The sequence below is a fragment of the Methylophaga sp. F-2 genome (assembly GCF_056859315.1).
In genome coordinates this window covers 13,685-28,531 of the sequence record NZ_JBSXOF010000007.1, presented here as the reverse complement: position 1 = coordinate 28,531, position 14,847 = coordinate 13,685, and the positions used below count along the sequence as shown (strand labels likewise).

General features: G+C 53.0%; 15 protein-coding genes. 12 read left to right on the top strand and 3 right to left on the bottom strand.

Annotated elements, in window-relative coordinates; all coding sequences use genetic code 11:
- Window positions 1-223: 223 nt before the first annotated feature.
- The 8 genes from AC13DA_RS00595 (at window position 224) to AC13DA_RS00560 (ending at window position 6,003) form a co-directional block, all read left to right on the top strand.
- On the top strand, window positions 224-499 hold the full coding sequence (locus AC13DA_RS00595; RefSeq protein WP_284451594.1) for a transposase: 276 nt from the start codon (window positions 224-226) through the stop codon (window positions 497-499).
- A gap of 434 nt (window positions 500-933) precedes the next feature.
- On the top strand, window positions 934-1,164 hold the full coding sequence (locus tag AC13DA_RS00590) for a DUF350 domain-containing protein (RefSeq protein WP_007144778.1): 231 nt from the start codon (window positions 934-936) through the stop codon (window positions 1,162-1,164).
- Between the two features lie 5 nt (window positions 1,165-1,169).
- Window positions 1,170-1,724: a hypothetical protein gene (locus AC13DA_RS00585; RefSeq protein WP_482945776.1), complete on the top strand. Its 555-nt coding sequence runs from the start codon at window positions 1,170-1,172 to the stop codon at window positions 1,722-1,724.
- 101 nt (window positions 1,725-1,825) lie between these two features.
- Window positions 1,826-3,025: a tyrosine-type recombinase/integrase gene (locus AC13DA_RS00580; RefSeq protein ID WP_008294900.1), complete on the top strand. Its 1,200-nt coding sequence runs from the start codon at window positions 1,826-1,828 to the stop codon at window positions 3,023-3,025.
- A 136-nt stretch (window positions 3,026-3,161) separates the two neighbouring features.
- Window positions 3,162-3,536, top strand: a complete 375-nt coding sequence (locus AC13DA_RS00575) for a type II toxin-antitoxin system RelE/ParE family toxin (protein ID WP_008294901.1) — start codon at window positions 3,162-3,164, stop codon at window positions 3,534-3,536.
- Window positions 3,526-3,831 (top strand): helix-turn-helix domain-containing protein, encoded by a 306-nt coding sequence (locus AC13DA_RS00570; RefSeq protein ID WP_008294902.1) that lies wholly within the window; start codon window positions 3,526-3,528, stop codon window positions 3,829-3,831. The genes AC13DA_RS00575 and AC13DA_RS00570 overlap by 11 nt, the downstream gene beginning before the upstream one ends.
- A gap of 25 nt (window positions 3,832-3,856) precedes the next feature.
- The gene (locus AC13DA_RS00565) at window positions 3,857-4,675 is read left to right on the top strand and encodes a TIGR02391 family protein (RefSeq protein ID WP_023660035.1); all 819 of its coding nucleotides are present in this window, start codon (window positions 3,857-3,859) and stop codon (window positions 4,673-4,675) included.
- A gap of 11 nt (window positions 4,676-4,686) precedes the next feature.
- Window positions 4,687-6,003: a hypothetical protein gene (locus tag AC13DA_RS00560; RefSeq protein ID WP_023660034.1), complete on the top strand. Its 1,317-nt coding sequence runs from the start codon at window positions 4,687-4,689 to the stop codon at window positions 6,001-6,003.
- Between the two features lie 45 nt (window positions 6,004-6,048).
- Here AC13DA_RS00560 and AC13DA_RS00555 read toward each other — a convergent pair whose 3' ends face one another.
- Together AC13DA_RS00555 and AC13DA_RS00550 are read right to left on the bottom strand one after the other, a co-directional pair.
- A complete protein-coding gene (locus AC13DA_RS00555; RefSeq protein ID WP_008294905.1) occupies window positions 6,049-6,837 on the bottom strand; it encodes a hypothetical protein in 789 nt (262 codons plus the stop codon).
- A 6-nt stretch (window positions 6,838-6,843) separates the two neighbouring features.
- Window positions 6,844-7,746, bottom strand: a complete 903-nt coding sequence (locus AC13DA_RS00550) for a BrxR family helix-turn-helix transcriptional regulator (protein ID WP_008294906.1) — start codon at window positions 7,744-7,746, stop codon at window positions 6,844-6,846.
- A gap of 88 nt (window positions 7,747-7,834) precedes the next feature.
- Here AC13DA_RS00550 and AC13DA_RS00545 point away from each other — a divergent pair, with 88 nt between their 5' ends.
- The 4 genes from AC13DA_RS00545 to radC all read left to right on the top strand — a co-directional run bounded on the left by AC13DA_RS00545 (window position 7,835) and on the right by radC (window position 13,267).
- Window positions 7,835-9,022, top strand: a complete 1,188-nt coding sequence (locus AC13DA_RS00545; protein ID WP_008294908.1) for a ComEC/Rec2 family competence protein — start codon at window positions 7,835-7,837, stop codon at window positions 9,020-9,022.
- Window positions 9,019-11,274 carry a Mov34/MPN/PAD-1 family protein gene (locus AC13DA_RS00540; protein WP_008294909.1) on the top strand — a complete coding sequence of 752 codons (2,256 nt, stop codon included), beginning with the start codon at window positions 9,019-9,021 and terminating at the stop codon, window positions 11,272-11,274. Before AC13DA_RS00545 ends, AC13DA_RS00540 begins: the two co-directional genes overlap by 4 nt.
- Before the next feature lie 45 nt (window positions 11,275-11,319).
- Window positions 11,320-12,390 carry a ComEC/Rec2 family competence protein gene (locus tag AC13DA_RS00535; protein WP_008294910.1) on the top strand — a complete coding sequence of 357 codons (1,071 nt, stop codon included), beginning with the start codon at window positions 11,320-11,322 and terminating at the stop codon, window positions 12,388-12,390.
- Between the two features lie 367 nt (window positions 12,391-12,757).
- On the top strand, window positions 12,758-13,267 hold the full coding sequence (radC, locus tag AC13DA_RS00530) for a RadC family protein (RefSeq protein WP_008294911.1): 510 nt from the start codon (window positions 12,758-12,760) through the stop codon (window positions 13,265-13,267).
- Window positions 13,268-13,429: 162 nt separating this feature from the next.
- Here radC and AC13DA_RS00525 read toward each other — a convergent pair whose 3' ends face one another.
- On the bottom strand, window positions 13,430-14,593 hold the full coding sequence (locus tag AC13DA_RS00525) for a DUF3800 domain-containing protein (RefSeq protein ID WP_008294912.1): 1,164 nt from the start codon (window positions 14,591-14,593) through the stop codon (window positions 13,430-13,432).
- Window positions 14,594-14,847 lie beyond the last annotated feature (254 nt).

Genomic DNA, 14,847 nt, shown 5'->3' with positions numbered 1-14,847 from the left:
TATTCAGAATAGTCTGGGCTCTCATGGTATTTCCTGATTTGATAAGTGTGGTAACTGATCCGATCGTTAAATATCATGAGAGTTCCTTTTTTTGATTTTAACTCATTGTTTTTAATATGCCTTTCGTGGGGATTGGTCAGGGGCAGCCAACTTGATTTACCCTAGCTTCTTAATCTGATGTAATAGCGTAACAATAATCTTCTCGCTACAAGGATGTAACGATATGGCTAGACTTCCCAGTTTGGTGTTACCCAATCAGCCTCTGCATATCATGCATAGAGGTAATAACCGTCAAGATATATATGAAAATGAAGAGGATATGCCGCGTATTCTCAGTGATATTAATGAGTCACCGTCCAAAGCTGACTGTCATCTTCATGCCTATTTCATCATGACGAATCATGTTCATTTATTAGTTTCAACTGAACACGAGGGTGCCATTAGTAAAATCAAACACTTTGACACTACTGATTGTGTAATAGCCCTAGGTATGGAATAGTGTTTGCCGCTTTTTCTTACAATCAAAACAGTTATAGGTAGAAAATGAGACCAATAGGGTCAGACTCGATTGGTATGCTGACCCCTTGAACTTGATTTACTCAGACTCCTTAATCTGATGTACTAACGAAACAAGATTTTTCTCACTACAAGTATGTAACGATATGGCTAGACTTCCCCGTCTGGTGTTACCCAATCAGCCTCTGCATATATGGCAAGTATTCTCAGTGATATTAATGAGTCACTGTCCAAAGCTGACTGTCATCTTCATGCCTATGTCATCATCACGAATCATGTTCATTTATTCGTTCCTACTGAACACGAAGGTGCCATTAGTAAAATCAAACACTTTGACACTACTGATTGTGTAATAGACCTAGGTATGGAATAGTGTTTGCCGCTTTTTCTTACAATCAAAACAGTTATAGGTACACAATGGAATTAGAGTTCTTTTCAGCTTCGTTGATTAACTTAATTATTAATCTTAGCTATTCAATCATCGCGATTGTGGTCAGCGTTTATGCCTTATTTTGGGTAGATAAAAAGTTACTAAAAGAAATAGACATTGAAACAGAACTAAAAAAAGGCAATATTGCTGTCGCTATTTTTGCTTCCTCTATATTGTTGTTTGTTGCCATTGTTATTGCTTTCGGCTTTAAGGGGTGAGTTCATTGTTCGCAAAGCTTAAAGCGTTTGCATTTTGGACATGCTTTCTTATTTTTGTCGTCGCTATCACGAATTTAAAAGAGAATTCACAAGATAGCGATGTACAGCAAAAAATTGACATTGCACTGCATGACTTTGACGATGAATTAAACGTATTCTCACCTAAAGGCCAATCTCTTCTTGTTTTACCGACAGGTGAACGATGGTCAGATGATTACATTCAGCAATTATTAAAACCACTGTACGACAAGAGCGGTGCATTTGCGTTCACCTATAACCACACTAAAACCATTGCCATGTCGGCTCAAGGCGTCAACCGTTCCCAGTTTTTAGTCAATGCCTTTTTAGAAGGATATCAGCCCTTTACGGTTGAAAACGTAATGATGCCACTCTATGTGTTGGCCCAAAGAAAAACGTATATGCTTGATTCCTTACAATACAGTGGACGAGAAGAGGTGTGGCAGTCGAGTCGTGAGGCTTTTTTATTTCACCATGACTCCAGCACCGTACTTCGCTGGACTACGCCTAAGCTCGCTACAGCAGGTTTATCAATAACTTAGGCTAATTCATCATATGCCGGTGCTTTCCGAAACTTGACCCGGCTTCCATCCGCTTGGCTCCTAACAGGCTCCTGGAAACGGGTCTTTCCAAGGAGTCAGCTATGGCTAAGATCAAGCTCACCAAGTCCGCAGTCGATGCGGCAAAACCTCAGACGCAGCCCGTTGAGCTGCGTGATACCCTCGTCCCCGGCTTCCTCTGCAAGATCACGCCTGCCGGTCGCAAAGTCTTCATGCTCCAGTACCGGACAAACGCCGGTGAGCGGCGCAAGCCCGCATTGGGTCTGTATGGAGAACTGACGGTCGATCAGGCTCGCTCATTGGCGCAGAGTTGGTTGGCTGATGTTCGCCGGGGTGGCGATCCAGGAGCTGCCAAGGCGGAAGCGCGCAAAGCGCCCACCGTCAAGGAACTGTGCGTGAAGTTCATGGAGGACTACTCCAGGCACCGCAACAAACCCAGTACTCAGAGGGGCTACCAAGGCAATATTGACCGCAACATCATCCCAATCCTGGGTCGTTTCAAGGTAAAGGATGTGAAACGTGCCGACGTGGCGACAATGATGAAGAAGCTCGATTATAAGCCAGGCGAGGCCAATAAAGCTCTGTCCGTCCTGCGTAAGATGTTCAACCTTGCTGAGATTTGGGGGTACCGCCCGGATGGCTCGAACCCGTGCCGACACATTCCGCTGTACACCGGTGGCAAGACAACCCGGCTCATTACTGACGGAGAGATGGCCAAGCTATTCAAGCACCTCGACCAAGTTGAGGCTGAACGCTTAGTGCCTTATGTCATCCCGCTGGCAATTCGTCTGCAATTCGAGTTCGCTGCCCGGCGTTCTGAAATAGTGCTGCTTGAATGGGAATGGATTGACCTGGAGAACCGCCGGGTGGTCTGGCCCGACAGCAAGACCGGTGGTATGTCAAAACCCATGAGCGAGGAAGCCTATCGACTGCTTTCCACGGCACCTCGACAGGAAGGCGGACGTTATGTGCTGCCATCGCCGCGTAACCCGCTCACCCACTTGACCTATGGGGAGTATTACGGCGGCTGGACCCGTACACTCAAGGCGGCTGGCGTCACTCACGTCGGCACGCATGGCATCCGACATCGCTCGGCCACAGACATCGCCAACTCGGGTATTCCAGTCAAAGTCGGTATGGTACTGACAGCGCACAAGACTGTGACCATGTTTATGCGCTACATCCATACCGAGGATGATCCGGTTCGTGAGGCGGCCGAACTCGTAGCGAACCGGCGTAAGACAATTATAGGGGCTCCGCGTGTCAAGGGAGCCTCAGTATGAGCAGGGTCGGTGTACAGGTTTGCCGCTCAATAGTCGCAATAGCGGTGCGACTATTGATCGTGGGCGACCATTGGGGGCTCCTGCGAGGGATAGACAATCATGCCCGTTACGGGTATAGTTATTGGGGTGGATGTGTATGAATGTCTTGAAGCGAAAGGATTTTGCGCGGTGGCAAGCGGGCGAGAAACTGTCCGATACGGCCCTGTGCAAGGCGGTCCAGGAAATGGAGAACGGGCTAATTGATGCCGACTTGGGCGGCCACCTTTATAAGAAGCGGGTAGCTCGCCCTGGTGCGGGTAAGAGCGGTGGCTACCGCACCTTGTTATCGGCCCGTGTTGGCCGCCGTTATGTATTCCTGCACGGGTTCCCGAAAAGCGACAAGTCGAACATCACGCGGGAAGAGAAAAAAGCGCTGCAATATGCCGGCAAGGTATTTCTAGAGCTGTCGGCTAAGGAATTGGTGAAGGCATTGCAGGCTGGTGTTCTATTGGAGGTATGTTGTGACAAGTAAAATCATTGAATCCTTGCGCGGTGATCTGGCTGCATTGCAAGACGCTGGCGCGATCAGCAAAGTGACGATGCGTGAATTCGACGCGATCTGCCCACCGCCGGTGCGCGAGTTCAGCGCGGACGACATCAAGCGTCTGCGTGAAGCGTTGCATTTCAGTCAGCCAGTGTTCGCCCATCACCTGCACACTACGGCTTCGACGGTACGCAAGTGGGAACAGGGTGAAACGCACCCAGCAGGCCCGGCGCTCAAGCTACTTAACGTCATCGCCGACAAGGGTTTGCAGGCCATTATCTGATGAATGTGCGACGGAGGTACAGATAGTGGCTTCACAAATTGCCCCGTTCAGCTCCCAGCACCTGGAAGCTGCCTGCCGCGTCCTTGCCGACACCGCACAAGGTCTGACTGGCACGCAGATCGGGCGGTTGTTACAAGAGGTCCAAGTAGCCGACTCATCCCCAGACATGACCAAGTGGAAACGGCTGTTCAATGCGTTGGCTGGCGCGCAGAACCAGCATAAGGTTGGTAACCATCTCATCATGTTCATCAATCGCGCGATGAATCCGGTGAGCTATGCCAGTAATCCTGGAGCATTCGCGTGGCGCCGAGATGAACTCAATGTTGTCTTGGCCTTTTCGGGTTTCTACGTGCGTGAAGACGGCAAAGTTGGATATGCCGATAAGGCCAATACGCTGGATGAGGCCCGAGCCCGAGCCGGGCGCCTCAAGGCGGCGCTGGAAAGTCGGACTGTGCATGCAGAAGTCCTGAACTACTGTCGTGCGGAGCTAATGGAAGAGAACTATTTTCACGCAGTCTTTGAAGCAACCAAGGGCGTCGCCGAGCGGATTCGCCAGCTCTCAGGCCTGAGCGGCGATGGTGCTGACCTTGTGAATAAGGCTTTTGCGGGCCAACAACCCGTTCTTGCCTTAAAGACACTTACCTCGGAGTCCGAAAAGAGCGAACAGAAAGGTTTTGCAAACCTGCTGGTCGGTCTGTTTGGAGCGGTACGCAATCCGCTTGCCCATGCTGCGAAGACGAATTGGCCGATGTCCGAACAAGACGCCCTGGACATCCTGACGCTGGTGTCACTGATTCACCGCAAGCTGGATGGCGTCACGAGGCTTGCTGCTGTGCCTGCGTAAAGGGGGAGCCAATGGACGAGGCGATTGTTGTTTTTTCCCGGAAAGGGCTTTTCCAGACCACGATTGCGGCACGTGACGTCCGTAGCCGGGAACATGCGCGCAAGCTTTGGCCATTGGTCTCTTCCGATGGATCGCGGCAAATGGTGACGTGGGTCAGTCCTTCCTTTGAAAATGGCAAATTGCGCCGACGATCCCATTTTCGAGTACTGCCTACTCAGCACACCTTTAAGCCTAAAGCTCACTTCGACGATGAAGAAGCTAACCGATGGAGTGCTATTCAGGAAAGCCCTGAACACCGGCGGGCGAAAGAACTTGTCGCGGACGAGCTCTCAAGGCGCTTGCGTGCTGGGCTTGCAATGCCCTGGTCGTTCAGCGATTTGGATTCATCGGATTATCCGCTGGAGGGGAACTTGCTGCTTGGCGCCGACCGAGTGGCAACTGAGCATCCTCTAGAGACGCCTTTCGGCAGCAAGTTCCGGCTCGATGTGGCTGTGCTTGGACCGCCGGTCCAGGCTGAACCGATGGTGCTTGGCGGTGTTGAAATCGAACTTGGCCACGCCTTTGACGGTCGGAAGGCGCTGATCGGAAAGTCTCTCGGCTTCCCACTCATCTCCATCGATATCACCGAAATGACCCTGCCCGAACTTACTCCGAAATGGGCACAGAAAGTGTTGACGGCAACCACCCGTAACCATGAACAAGGGCGACGACAGACCTACATCTATATCCATGACTTGCTATACCCACTCTATGCGCAATTGCCGGCGTTTCTCGACGACGATCAGCGCCATCAGTTCCTCGTGTTTGCCGACGATAAAACGCTGAACAAGCTGGTGAGCTGGATGAATCTCCTGGCCGAAAAGCTGGAGTATCCGAAAGGGACGGTTGCTGTGGCGATAGTCAACGGTAAGAACGACCAGGCCCGCAAGATGCTGGAGCGTGCCGGGCAGGTCGTCGGTCCTGATTGGAAGGACTTTAATGATCAGAAATGTCTCCGCTTGACCCTTCCTCGCCCCAAGGGGCCAGCAGATCTTCAGGCGCACCGTTTCCACATGACCATGGCGCGTATCCTGCTATCGCATACCGATGCCCTTGTTGGCTATAAGTATTGCAACGGTGTTGACAATAATCACCCCGAAGACGATGTCTGGGTTGCGAAGCGATGGATCGCCAATGAAAAAATCTTTTCCGAGCACCGTGTACTACCGAAGCGATTGGCCGAGCCGGTCAATAGATTGATCGCCGTAGTTTCGGATCTCAGACATAATCACGCTGCGGCCCGCTACGAGGAAACGTCCCGTACCGAACCAAATAATTCTGCAAGCTAAAGCTCGAGTCGAGCCAAATGGCTTGTCTGGAGATTGACTCGAACCTCAGTCTCTAGTTGGTGTTGAGACCCATTCCAATGGTGCTGAAGAAGGCAAAATCGGCAAGCACTCAAACAGGCGTTCTGCATAAACGAACCCCATTCGCCTAACTGCGCTCTTATCGAAATACAATAGCCAGCCAGCAAGTAACGCCATAGAAGTAAGCAACGTCAAGCCTGCGGCAAGCCCCGGCTCTGCAAGATGTGCCGGGACAAAATGGGGCGGTATTACCTGCAGAACTTTTGCAATCACTAATCCGTAGGCGATACCCAAAAGGCACGATACGATGCCAACCGGTTTCATCGCCAGCATATTGCGGTGAAATCCATAGGCAATGTTCTCTTTTAGCAAGAGCTTTTTATTAGAGCGCGTCAGCTCACGAAGCCGCCTGGTTGCACCAATATAGATATCATCCGCCTTGTCAGGGTTTGCTGATTCTTCTTCTGCTGTCGGCATAGCAATACCGAGCTTCTCCGTAATTGCAGTGTGGTAACGTTGTTTGCTGACACTATCAAGAAACCTATCACGATGACGTAACGCGATGGTTGTTGGCATGCCGCCCCATTTTGCAACCAGCATCTCTTCAAGTTTTTTCCCGCGCCCACGAGCAACACTTGCAAGGGCATAAATAGCACCGCAGCCGCCGAGCAGGCCAACCACACCTGTAAGCACAGGATGCTTAGCTCCATAGACGCACAGTAAGGGGACTAACAATGGCAAGGCCACAAGAAGTCCTGGGGTAACGCGCGCTTTACGCTCATAGGGGTCTTTGACCAGTTCGAAAATTGTTGTCATGAAGAGTCAGGCCTGCGTTGTCAATCCATCAATGTAGGGTTGAATTTCATTTCGGTTTTTCAGCGTGATCTGTTGCGTGAGAGGGTCAGGAGCTTCCTTGGTGTGCAAGCCCAAACGCCTCAATGTGTAGTACAGAAATGCTTGGCGGCACGGAAGTTTGACCTCGCCATCTTCCATGCCGTAATCCAATTCCAAGACTCGCCTCTTGGCTGTCGGCAAATCGGGGTGCGGCGCAAGGACAAGCGTCAGTACAGTATGCCAATGCGCATCCTGGCTGAAGTCCACTTGGCTTGCCTCGAAACCGTCGATGCGCAAGATTCGAGCTAGGACAAAATCACTAAAGCGCTGGCGTTTGTGGCAAAACGCGCGCACGTGCCAGCGAAAACCGTCGTTGCCAAGCGCGTGAGGGGACAGCAGGCGAATCGATTCGTCCAAGGACGTCATGGACTGGTAGCTCACCCGAATCGCTTCCTGCTGCCGGATTGCCCGGACTACTGCTTCGACGGTCTGCTCATTGATCGTGCGCCAGGGGGAAGGAGCCCAATCTGTCTCCGGCGCGGAGCCGATGAAGCTGGCCGCCGGCTCGACAACTCCCATTTTCGTCGCCAGCAACTCCGCTAGATAGCGTTGGCCCGAACTTCGTTGGTAAAGCGGGCAAAAACTCGGTGATGCCGTGTAAGTCTTGGAACTGCGGTCGTAAGTCAGGTTGCTCGGTGCCAACTCAGTGTACTTGGCAATATCCAGTGATGCTTGGGGAACCGATATGCCGAAGTGCTCGGTGAGGTCCATGCGGTTAATGCGCCGCTCCCAGCGCAGACGGAAATCAATAAATTGAAGCCTACTCTCCAACCCCCAGCTTAGTCCCTTGGGCTCAGTTGGTTCGACAGTAGTGATAGGGGTTTCTCGCATCGTTACGCCTATAAAGTAGACGGGTATAAAAAATATCCGTATAATAATTATACTCGATTACTTTTCGGCCGTCCACCCGGAGACCTGTATGCCTACAACCATCACGTTTTTCCCCGTCGACAACGGGGACATGACCCTCATCAAATTCGGCGATCTCGACGCGACGACGCTGCTGATCGACATCAACATCCGACAAGACGCCGACGACCCCGATAAGGACGTGCGCGATGTTGCCAAGGACTTGCGCGAACGGCTGAAGAAGGATGAGAACGGCAGGCCGTATGTCGATGCCTTCCTGTTGAGCCACCCGGACCAGGATCATTGCCGTGGTTTGGCGCGGCATTTCTACCTAGGATCGTTGGACAAGTACCCGGATGACAAGAAGGACGACAAGGACAAGAAGATCGTGATCCGCGAGATGTGGTCGTCCCCGATTGTGTTTCGACGCGCCAGCAAGACGCACACCTTGAGTGACGACGCTAAAGCATTCAACACGGAGGCACGTCGACGTGTACAACTGAACCGCGACCAGAACTTCGCCGTTGCAAACGGTGATCGCATTCAGATCATGGGCGAGGACATCGACGGAAAAACTGATGATCTCACCTCGATTTTACGGAAGGTGGACACGCGCTTCTCGACGATCAATGGAAAGAGTTCCGCATTCTTCTCCGCGTTCCTTCTGGCGCCTCTGGATGCCCAGGACGACGACGAAGAGTGCCTGGTCAAGAACCAGTCCAGTGTGATCCTGAACATCACATTGGCCGCTGATGCACAGACGCCAGATGGCGCGAAGTTCCTTACTGGTGGCGATGCTGAGGTATTTATCTGGAACCGCCAGTGGCAGCGCCACAAGGCCGAAGCCGATGCGCTTGAGTACGACATCATGCAGGCACCACATCACTGCTCTTGGCGTTCACTGTCCGAAGACAGTTGGTCTACCCTCCGCGAAAAGGCCAAGCTCGATACCGATGCCCGCAGTGCGCTTTCGCAGACCCGTGACGGCGCTGTCATCGTCACCAGTAGCAAACCGATTAAAGATGACGACAGCGATCCGCCCTGCATCCGCGCAAAGCGTGAGTACGTGGCAATCGTGGACGAGGTAAAAGGCGAGTTCTACTGCACCGGCGAGTACCCGAGCGAAAAATCCGTGGAGCCTCTCGTTTTCACCGTCACCGCTCAGGGGGTGCAGCCTCCATCGAAGAAGGAAGCAGGATCAAAGGCTGCCGCCGTGATCACCTCCGCGCGCACTCCCATGCCGCACGGGTCATCATGACAGACGCCATCGCAGACGCACTGCATCAACTTCAACGTCATCGTGGCTTGATCCGCGTTGGCGAGCCAAAGGCAAGCGGTGTATCGACACAGATAGAGGTCGATGTTGCCGTTCAACTGCCAAGCAGGTCTCGGCGTAACGGCGTCTCCCAAACTGGCGTACGTGCCGTCGAGACATGCGTTCTGGTATTCGATAATGACTGGCCCCTATTCGCCCCCAAGCCCTTCTTGCGTGCAGACTTCCCGCTCAACTTGCCGCACATCAACCCCCATCAGGAAGGCGAGTTGGTCTCGCCGTGCCTGTTCGAGGGGTCGTTGGACGAGTTACTGCATCGGTTTGGTCTGGACGCCATTGTCGACCAGTTGATCGATTGGCTGCACAAGGCCGCAGCCGGAACATTGCTGGATTTGGAGCATGGGTGGGAGCCGACGCGCCGAGACAGTTGTCCTTCCACCGTCATATTCAGTGCCGAGAAGGTCGCGGCCAACGCTCCCGTTGACGGCACGATTCTGGTAGTTCCCGCACGCTATGTGACGATCGATGGCGGTATGTACGCCATCATCAATACCGAACTGACCGCGCAATTCGATACTGTTTTCTCGCAGGATGTTCACAACGACAAGTTGGGGAAGTGGGGGAATGGCCATGCCGCAGCCTTCATCGCGCGGGCGCCAATGACCGGCAATCACCCGTATGTGGTCGGGCGCTATCAACCGGAGACGGTTGTCGATCTCGCGACGCTGCTCGATAGAGCAGTGGAACTGGGCATAGATCGTGACGCTTTGGCCCAAAGCCTGGATGGCTACTACGGACGTTCGATCCTGGATATGCAGCAGGACTCGCGTGGCTGGGTGTATGGCTTGTACGCGATTGTTATTCTGACTGTGCAAAGGCCAGTGTCGCTTGTGGGCTCACCAGGGAGAAGCGTCGAAGTATTGCCCTACATTGTGCGCTATGAACTCAACGCGCGATCACTCCTGGAGCGAAACGCCACGGTTCATTCAGCCTTTCACGCGCATGCGTTGTCTCCCGAGCTGCTGGCAAGGGCGTCCGGCATTCCAGCAGCAGCCACATCGCAGCCGCTGGTCATGCTCGGCTGCGGAAGTTTGGGATCGAAAATCGCGATGCAACTGGGGCGAGCGGGCTTCGGTTCGATGACTTTCGTCGATAACGAGTCTATGTCGCCTCACAATGCGGCGCGGCATGCGCTCATTGAGCGGGGACCGATGCTGGTTCCACCTCGGAAGTCGACGCTGATGAAGACGGCCTTTGAGGAGCTGTCGCATCTTCAATCGCGCGCGTTCGACGCTGACGCAGTGACCCTACTGGTCGATCCTGAACAGTTCGCCACAACGGTCCCGCAGGATGCGTCGCTCATCGTGGACACAACGGCTTCGCTTCAGGTGCTGGCCGCTGGAACACAATCGGCAGCATTGGATCAATCCCCTGCCCGACTGGTACGGGTCGCGATGTATGGTCAGGGTCGCTGTGTCGCGGTTCTGCTCGAAGGATCTGGCCGCGCCGGTCGGGTTGACGACCTCACTGCATTCTTGTTCGAGTGCTGCCGATTTACGCCGGAATTGCGTGCGTCGATTGCTGGTGATACGTCTGAGCCGACGCGCATTTTTGTGGGTGACAACTGCCGTTCACTGACGATGCCAATGTCTGATGCCGTTGTTTCGCGGTCTGCGTCACTGGCTGGGCTGCAACTGGAACGCTGGCTCGTTGATGGGCTTCCGGAGGAAGCGACGCTTTGCGCCGGGTTCTCGGATGCGGAAGGCCTCGGCATGGCATGGTCCCGCACAAGCCTTGGTTCGACCACTGTGCTTGATGTGGCAGACGACGGTGGCTGGAGCATTAGGATTCTGTACCCGGTCGAGCAAGCGATTCATGCTGATGCGCTGCGCTGGGGCGCTCTAGAAACAGGCGGCGCCTTGGTCGGTCGCATCTCGTTTGAAGATCGAACCATCATCATTGCCGGCCTTGTTGAGACACCGCCGGACAGCGTTCGAGAGGCCGCCCGTTTCATCCTCGGAACCAATGGGCTTGTTCAGAGTTTGCGCGCTGCGAACGAGGCCTCTTTGGGATATCTAGCCTTCATCGGAACGTGGCACAGTCACCCGAAAGGCGGTGCACATTCGGGCATCGACCGAAATACATTGCGCAGCATCGCCGAGGATGCTGGTGGTCTTCCCGCCGTATCGTTGATATGGACTCCGACAGGACTCAGGTGTGCGGTGGATCGCTGGTAGGAACAAAGTTGCCGGCACTTTGTTGGCATAAAACGGGAGGAACGTATGGCTGACTACTTCGAGATTGATTTTCTTGGCGTCGAAACCGCGAAAAGCGGGGATGCGATCACGCTGCGTTATTCGGTGAATGGCACTGAGGGTGTGCACGTCGTTGACGGTGGATATCTGGATACGGGAGATCAGATTGTCGAGCACCTGAAAACCTATTACGGAACAACTGTCATCGACCATGTGATCCTCACGCATCCAGACCGCGATCATGCCAATGGGCTGCGAAAAGTCCTAGAGCAATGCACGGTCAGAAATCTTTGGATCAACAGGCCGTGGATATACGCGGACCAGTTGATTGTTCGATTCGAGAACTATGAATCAGCTGAAGCACTGAGACGAAAGTTGCGATCCATCTATGATGCCACGGCAATTCTTGAGGACATTGCGCTGGAGAAGGGAATTCCAATCCATTCTCCTCTTCAGGGGCAGAGCATCGGTCCCTTCGTGGTGATGGCGCCCACACTGTCTCGCTACTTCGACCTGATTGTGGATTCCGCAAAGACACCGGAAGCTGTTGAGGAAAGTGCTTCAGATAGCGTGCTGAGCAGCATATTCCGGGTTGTGAAGGCCGCGACCACCTATATGAAGTCCCTGTGGGGGGAAGAGTATTTTCCACCAGAGCCGACAAGTCGTGAAAACGAAATGAGTGTGGTGCAGACGGCCATCCTAAACGGCCACAGCGTCCTGCTTACTGGCGATGCTGGGCGTGAAGCGCTGCAAGAGGTAATCGACCACGCGCCTGTTGCTGGACTCGCATTGCCAGGTATTCGATACTTTCAGGTGCCTCATCATGGCGGACGACACAACGTTTCGACGGAGATTATGGATCAACTTCTTGGTCCACGCCTGAACGCAATGCCTGACAAACACCACTGGAATGCTATATGCAGTTCCGCCAAAGCAGACGAGGATCATCCGAGGAAATCGGTGATTCGAGCTGTACTGCATCGGGGTGGGCATTGGACTGCAACTGAAGGCCAGAACATACGCATCGGCGCTGGCATCACTCGTGATGGCTGGGTGCCGATTCCCCAAGCTCCATATCCTGAAGATCAAGAGAATTGATTGCGGTTGAAGATCAGTATCATTTTGACTTTCCGCTAACGATATTTCTTGTGTCCCGGCGTGACGCCGTCGGGCTCGCGGGCTACGCCCCACGCTTCGTACCGAATCGCGGCCATCCGGCTTTGATCCCTGAAACCTCCGGCCCATGAGGGTCTGCGCGCTCCGCTTGCCAAGGGCGAGAGTGTGTAGTGGGTAGGGTATGGGCGGTCTTGCTGTTCCCTTCACCGTACCACGGCGTTCTCGCCGTCAAGGGCTGCGCGTGCTCGCACGCTTGCGGCCATGGCCGTTCATGACCCTGTGACAGCTTGCGCTGCGCCGTGCTGACGCCGGTTCCGGGCAATTCCGCCCGAGCAACCGGAGCACGATCATGACACAACTGTCCTTTTCCTCGTTCGATTCCTCTCTGCTGGTCCGTGACGCGCAAGGGCGCTACCTGCCGGCGTCGGTAGATCAGATTCTTGGCGCCGCGCGTCAGGTCATCGACCAGAAAATACAGCGGGGTATGTCCTTCACCTCACCGGCACTCGTCAAAGAGTACCTGTGTGCCAAGCTGGCTGGTTTCGAGCACGAAGTCTTCGCAGTACTGTTCCTCGACTCGCAGCATCGCTTGATCGAATACACCGAGATGTTCAGGGGCACCATCGACAGTGCTTCGGTGTATCCACGCGAGGTGGTCAAGGAAGCCCTGAGGCTCAATGCGGCGGCGGTGATCTTCTCGCACAATCATCCCAGCGGAAATCCCGAGCCGAGCCGCGCCGATGAGGCCATCACTAAGCGGCTCAAAGAGGCGCTGGCACTGGTGGACGTGCGCACGCTGGATCATGTCATTGTCGCCGGTAGTGACACTACGTCGTTTGCAGAGCGTGGCCTGATCTGATCCTGGGGGCTTCGGCCCCCTTTTTGCTTCGACTTATGCAGAAGATTAGTGTTCGGTTGTGACCCCTTGCAGACCATCGCGCACTAAGAAAGAGTACAACTAAGCGTCAGAGTTGATCGTCGCACGGTAGGCAGGCGCGCAGATCTGGCCTCTCTGGCAACGTTAAACCAGATGGTCGGGCAAAGTACGGTCATGCAAGAAGTAGTCATTCTTATAGTCACTATCCATCGGAGAGATTCGGTACATGAATCCATTGCTTTGAGTGTCGGAGATGTCTATAAGTTTGCGGAGCAAGGAGAGAGTCTGGCGTTGGACAGGGTTGAGGTTTTTCTTAATCTCAATCAGCTCCTCAACAGAATGCTCCTCCAAGAAATTGAAGTGGCTACCCAGCAATCCACAGATGCCATCCGACAATTGAATCTCTATGCAATCTCGGGAGTCCACGAAGGAATATTCTACGAACCTTCCCTTGTATCCAATCTGAGTGTTCCCCAGCGCCTCCTGAACCTCGGTTTCGTTGTCAAAGGTATGAGAGCTTGTTGGGTAAATGTACAAGGGTCGCAGGAATAGACTGTCGAAGCTATCAATGAGCACGTCATCTTCGTTGTCCACAATGAAGGGTAACTCTGGAAGGTTTGCCGCTTTGCGAACCATGTATATAACCAGTTCGCTGATGTCAGATTGTGGCTTCTTGGAGACTGATTCAAGAAGGTCAGAAAATTCCGTCATGAACGAAAAACTTGCATTTCGCTGAACATTTGGAAATCGATATTTTTTTAAAATTGGCACCAACCGATCTAAATCCGCATTGGCAAGGTTGAAGAGTTCGCCCTTGATGTGCATGACATACGGCATGTACTGGCGCAGCTCGGGCTCATCCCAGAGCGAATCCACAATGTCAACCAGTGACCAATAGAGAATATTGAAGTTTGTGTAGTGGATGAACACCCCATTGGCACTCAGCCACTCCAAAAGCGTCCTTATTTTCCTGGAGTTCAGCACGCCGAGATAGCTACCCGTAGCAAGCTGATTGAACTTGATTTCCTTGGCGGACTTTTGGATGTGCAGCGATTTGACCAACTCATCAAGCCCGGTTAACGGTTCGGATTTTTTGTGGGCAATTCCACCTAAGACAAAGTTCTTCGGCTGCTCGTTGAAACCGTCATCCCTGATCCAGAACTTGCGGATGTTATTGGTTTCATCGTAGAAGAAAGCATATTCTTCGTCTAGACCGTAGAGGGGGTTCCCTGCAAAGATGTTTAAGAGCATGCTTGCTCTAAGTTCTTCTGCATTCAGGATGATAGGATTTGGCTGCTCTTCACTCACTACAAACCTTTTGCAATCTTGTGAAACTCTTATCTACAGGTTGTACCTGGTAGGCATGAAACCAGATTCTCACAGTTTTACTGGCAAAAGCCAACAGGGGAACGACTTCGTTGAACATGAGCGGATCGTTGTTGTGATCGGTGGACGAATGTTCCCTATTGGATGATGGCAGTCAATCCATACAAATAGATAATAAGCGAAATGCCTCCTTGCGTCTCCGCTCTGCGGATCGCGCTGCTCCAGGTTTGCTATCC

What these genes read in the sequence shown, in the direction of transcription:
- AC13DA_RS00595 (WP_284451594.1), top strand. Translation starts at nt 224, where the DNA reads ATGGCTAGACTTCCCAGTTTGGTGTTACCCAATCAGCCTCTGCATATC.
- AC13DA_RS00590 (WP_007144778.1), top strand. Translation starts at nt 934, where the DNA reads ATGGAATTAGAGTTCTTTTCAGCTTCGTTGATTAACTTAATTATTAAT.
- AC13DA_RS00580 (WP_008294900.1), top strand. Translation starts at nt 1,826, where the DNA reads ATGGCTAAGATCAAGCTCACCAAGTCCGCAGTCGATGCGGCAAAACCT.
- AC13DA_RS00575 (WP_008294901.1), top strand. Translation starts at nt 3,162, where the DNA reads ATGAATGTCTTGAAGCGAAAGGATTTTGCGCGGTGGCAAGCGGGCGAG.
- AC13DA_RS00560 (WP_023660034.1), top strand. Translation starts at nt 4,687, where the DNA reads ATGGACGAGGCGATTGTTGTTTTTTCCCGGAAAGGGCTTTTCCAGACC.
- AC13DA_RS00555 (WP_008294905.1), bottom strand. Translation starts at nt 6,837, where the DNA reads ATGACAACAATTTTCGAACTGGTCAAAGACCCCTATGAGCGTAAAGCG.
- AC13DA_RS00550 (WP_008294906.1), bottom strand. Translation starts at nt 7,746, where the DNA reads ATGCGAGAAACCCCTATCACTACTGTCGAACCAACTGAGCCCAAGGGA.
- AC13DA_RS00545 (WP_008294908.1), top strand. Translation starts at nt 7,835, where the DNA reads ATGCCTACAACCATCACGTTTTTCCCCGTCGACAACGGGGACATGACC.
- AC13DA_RS00540 (WP_008294909.1), top strand. Translation starts at nt 9,019, where the DNA reads ATGACAGACGCCATCGCAGACGCACTGCATCAACTTCAACGTCATCGT.
- AC13DA_RS00535 (WP_008294910.1), top strand. Translation starts at nt 11,320, where the DNA reads ATGGCTGACTACTTCGAGATTGATTTTCTTGGCGTCGAAACCGCGAAA.
- radC (WP_008294911.1), top strand. Translation starts at nt 12,758, where the DNA reads ATGACACAACTGTCCTTTTCCTCGTTCGATTCCTCTCTGCTGGTCCGT.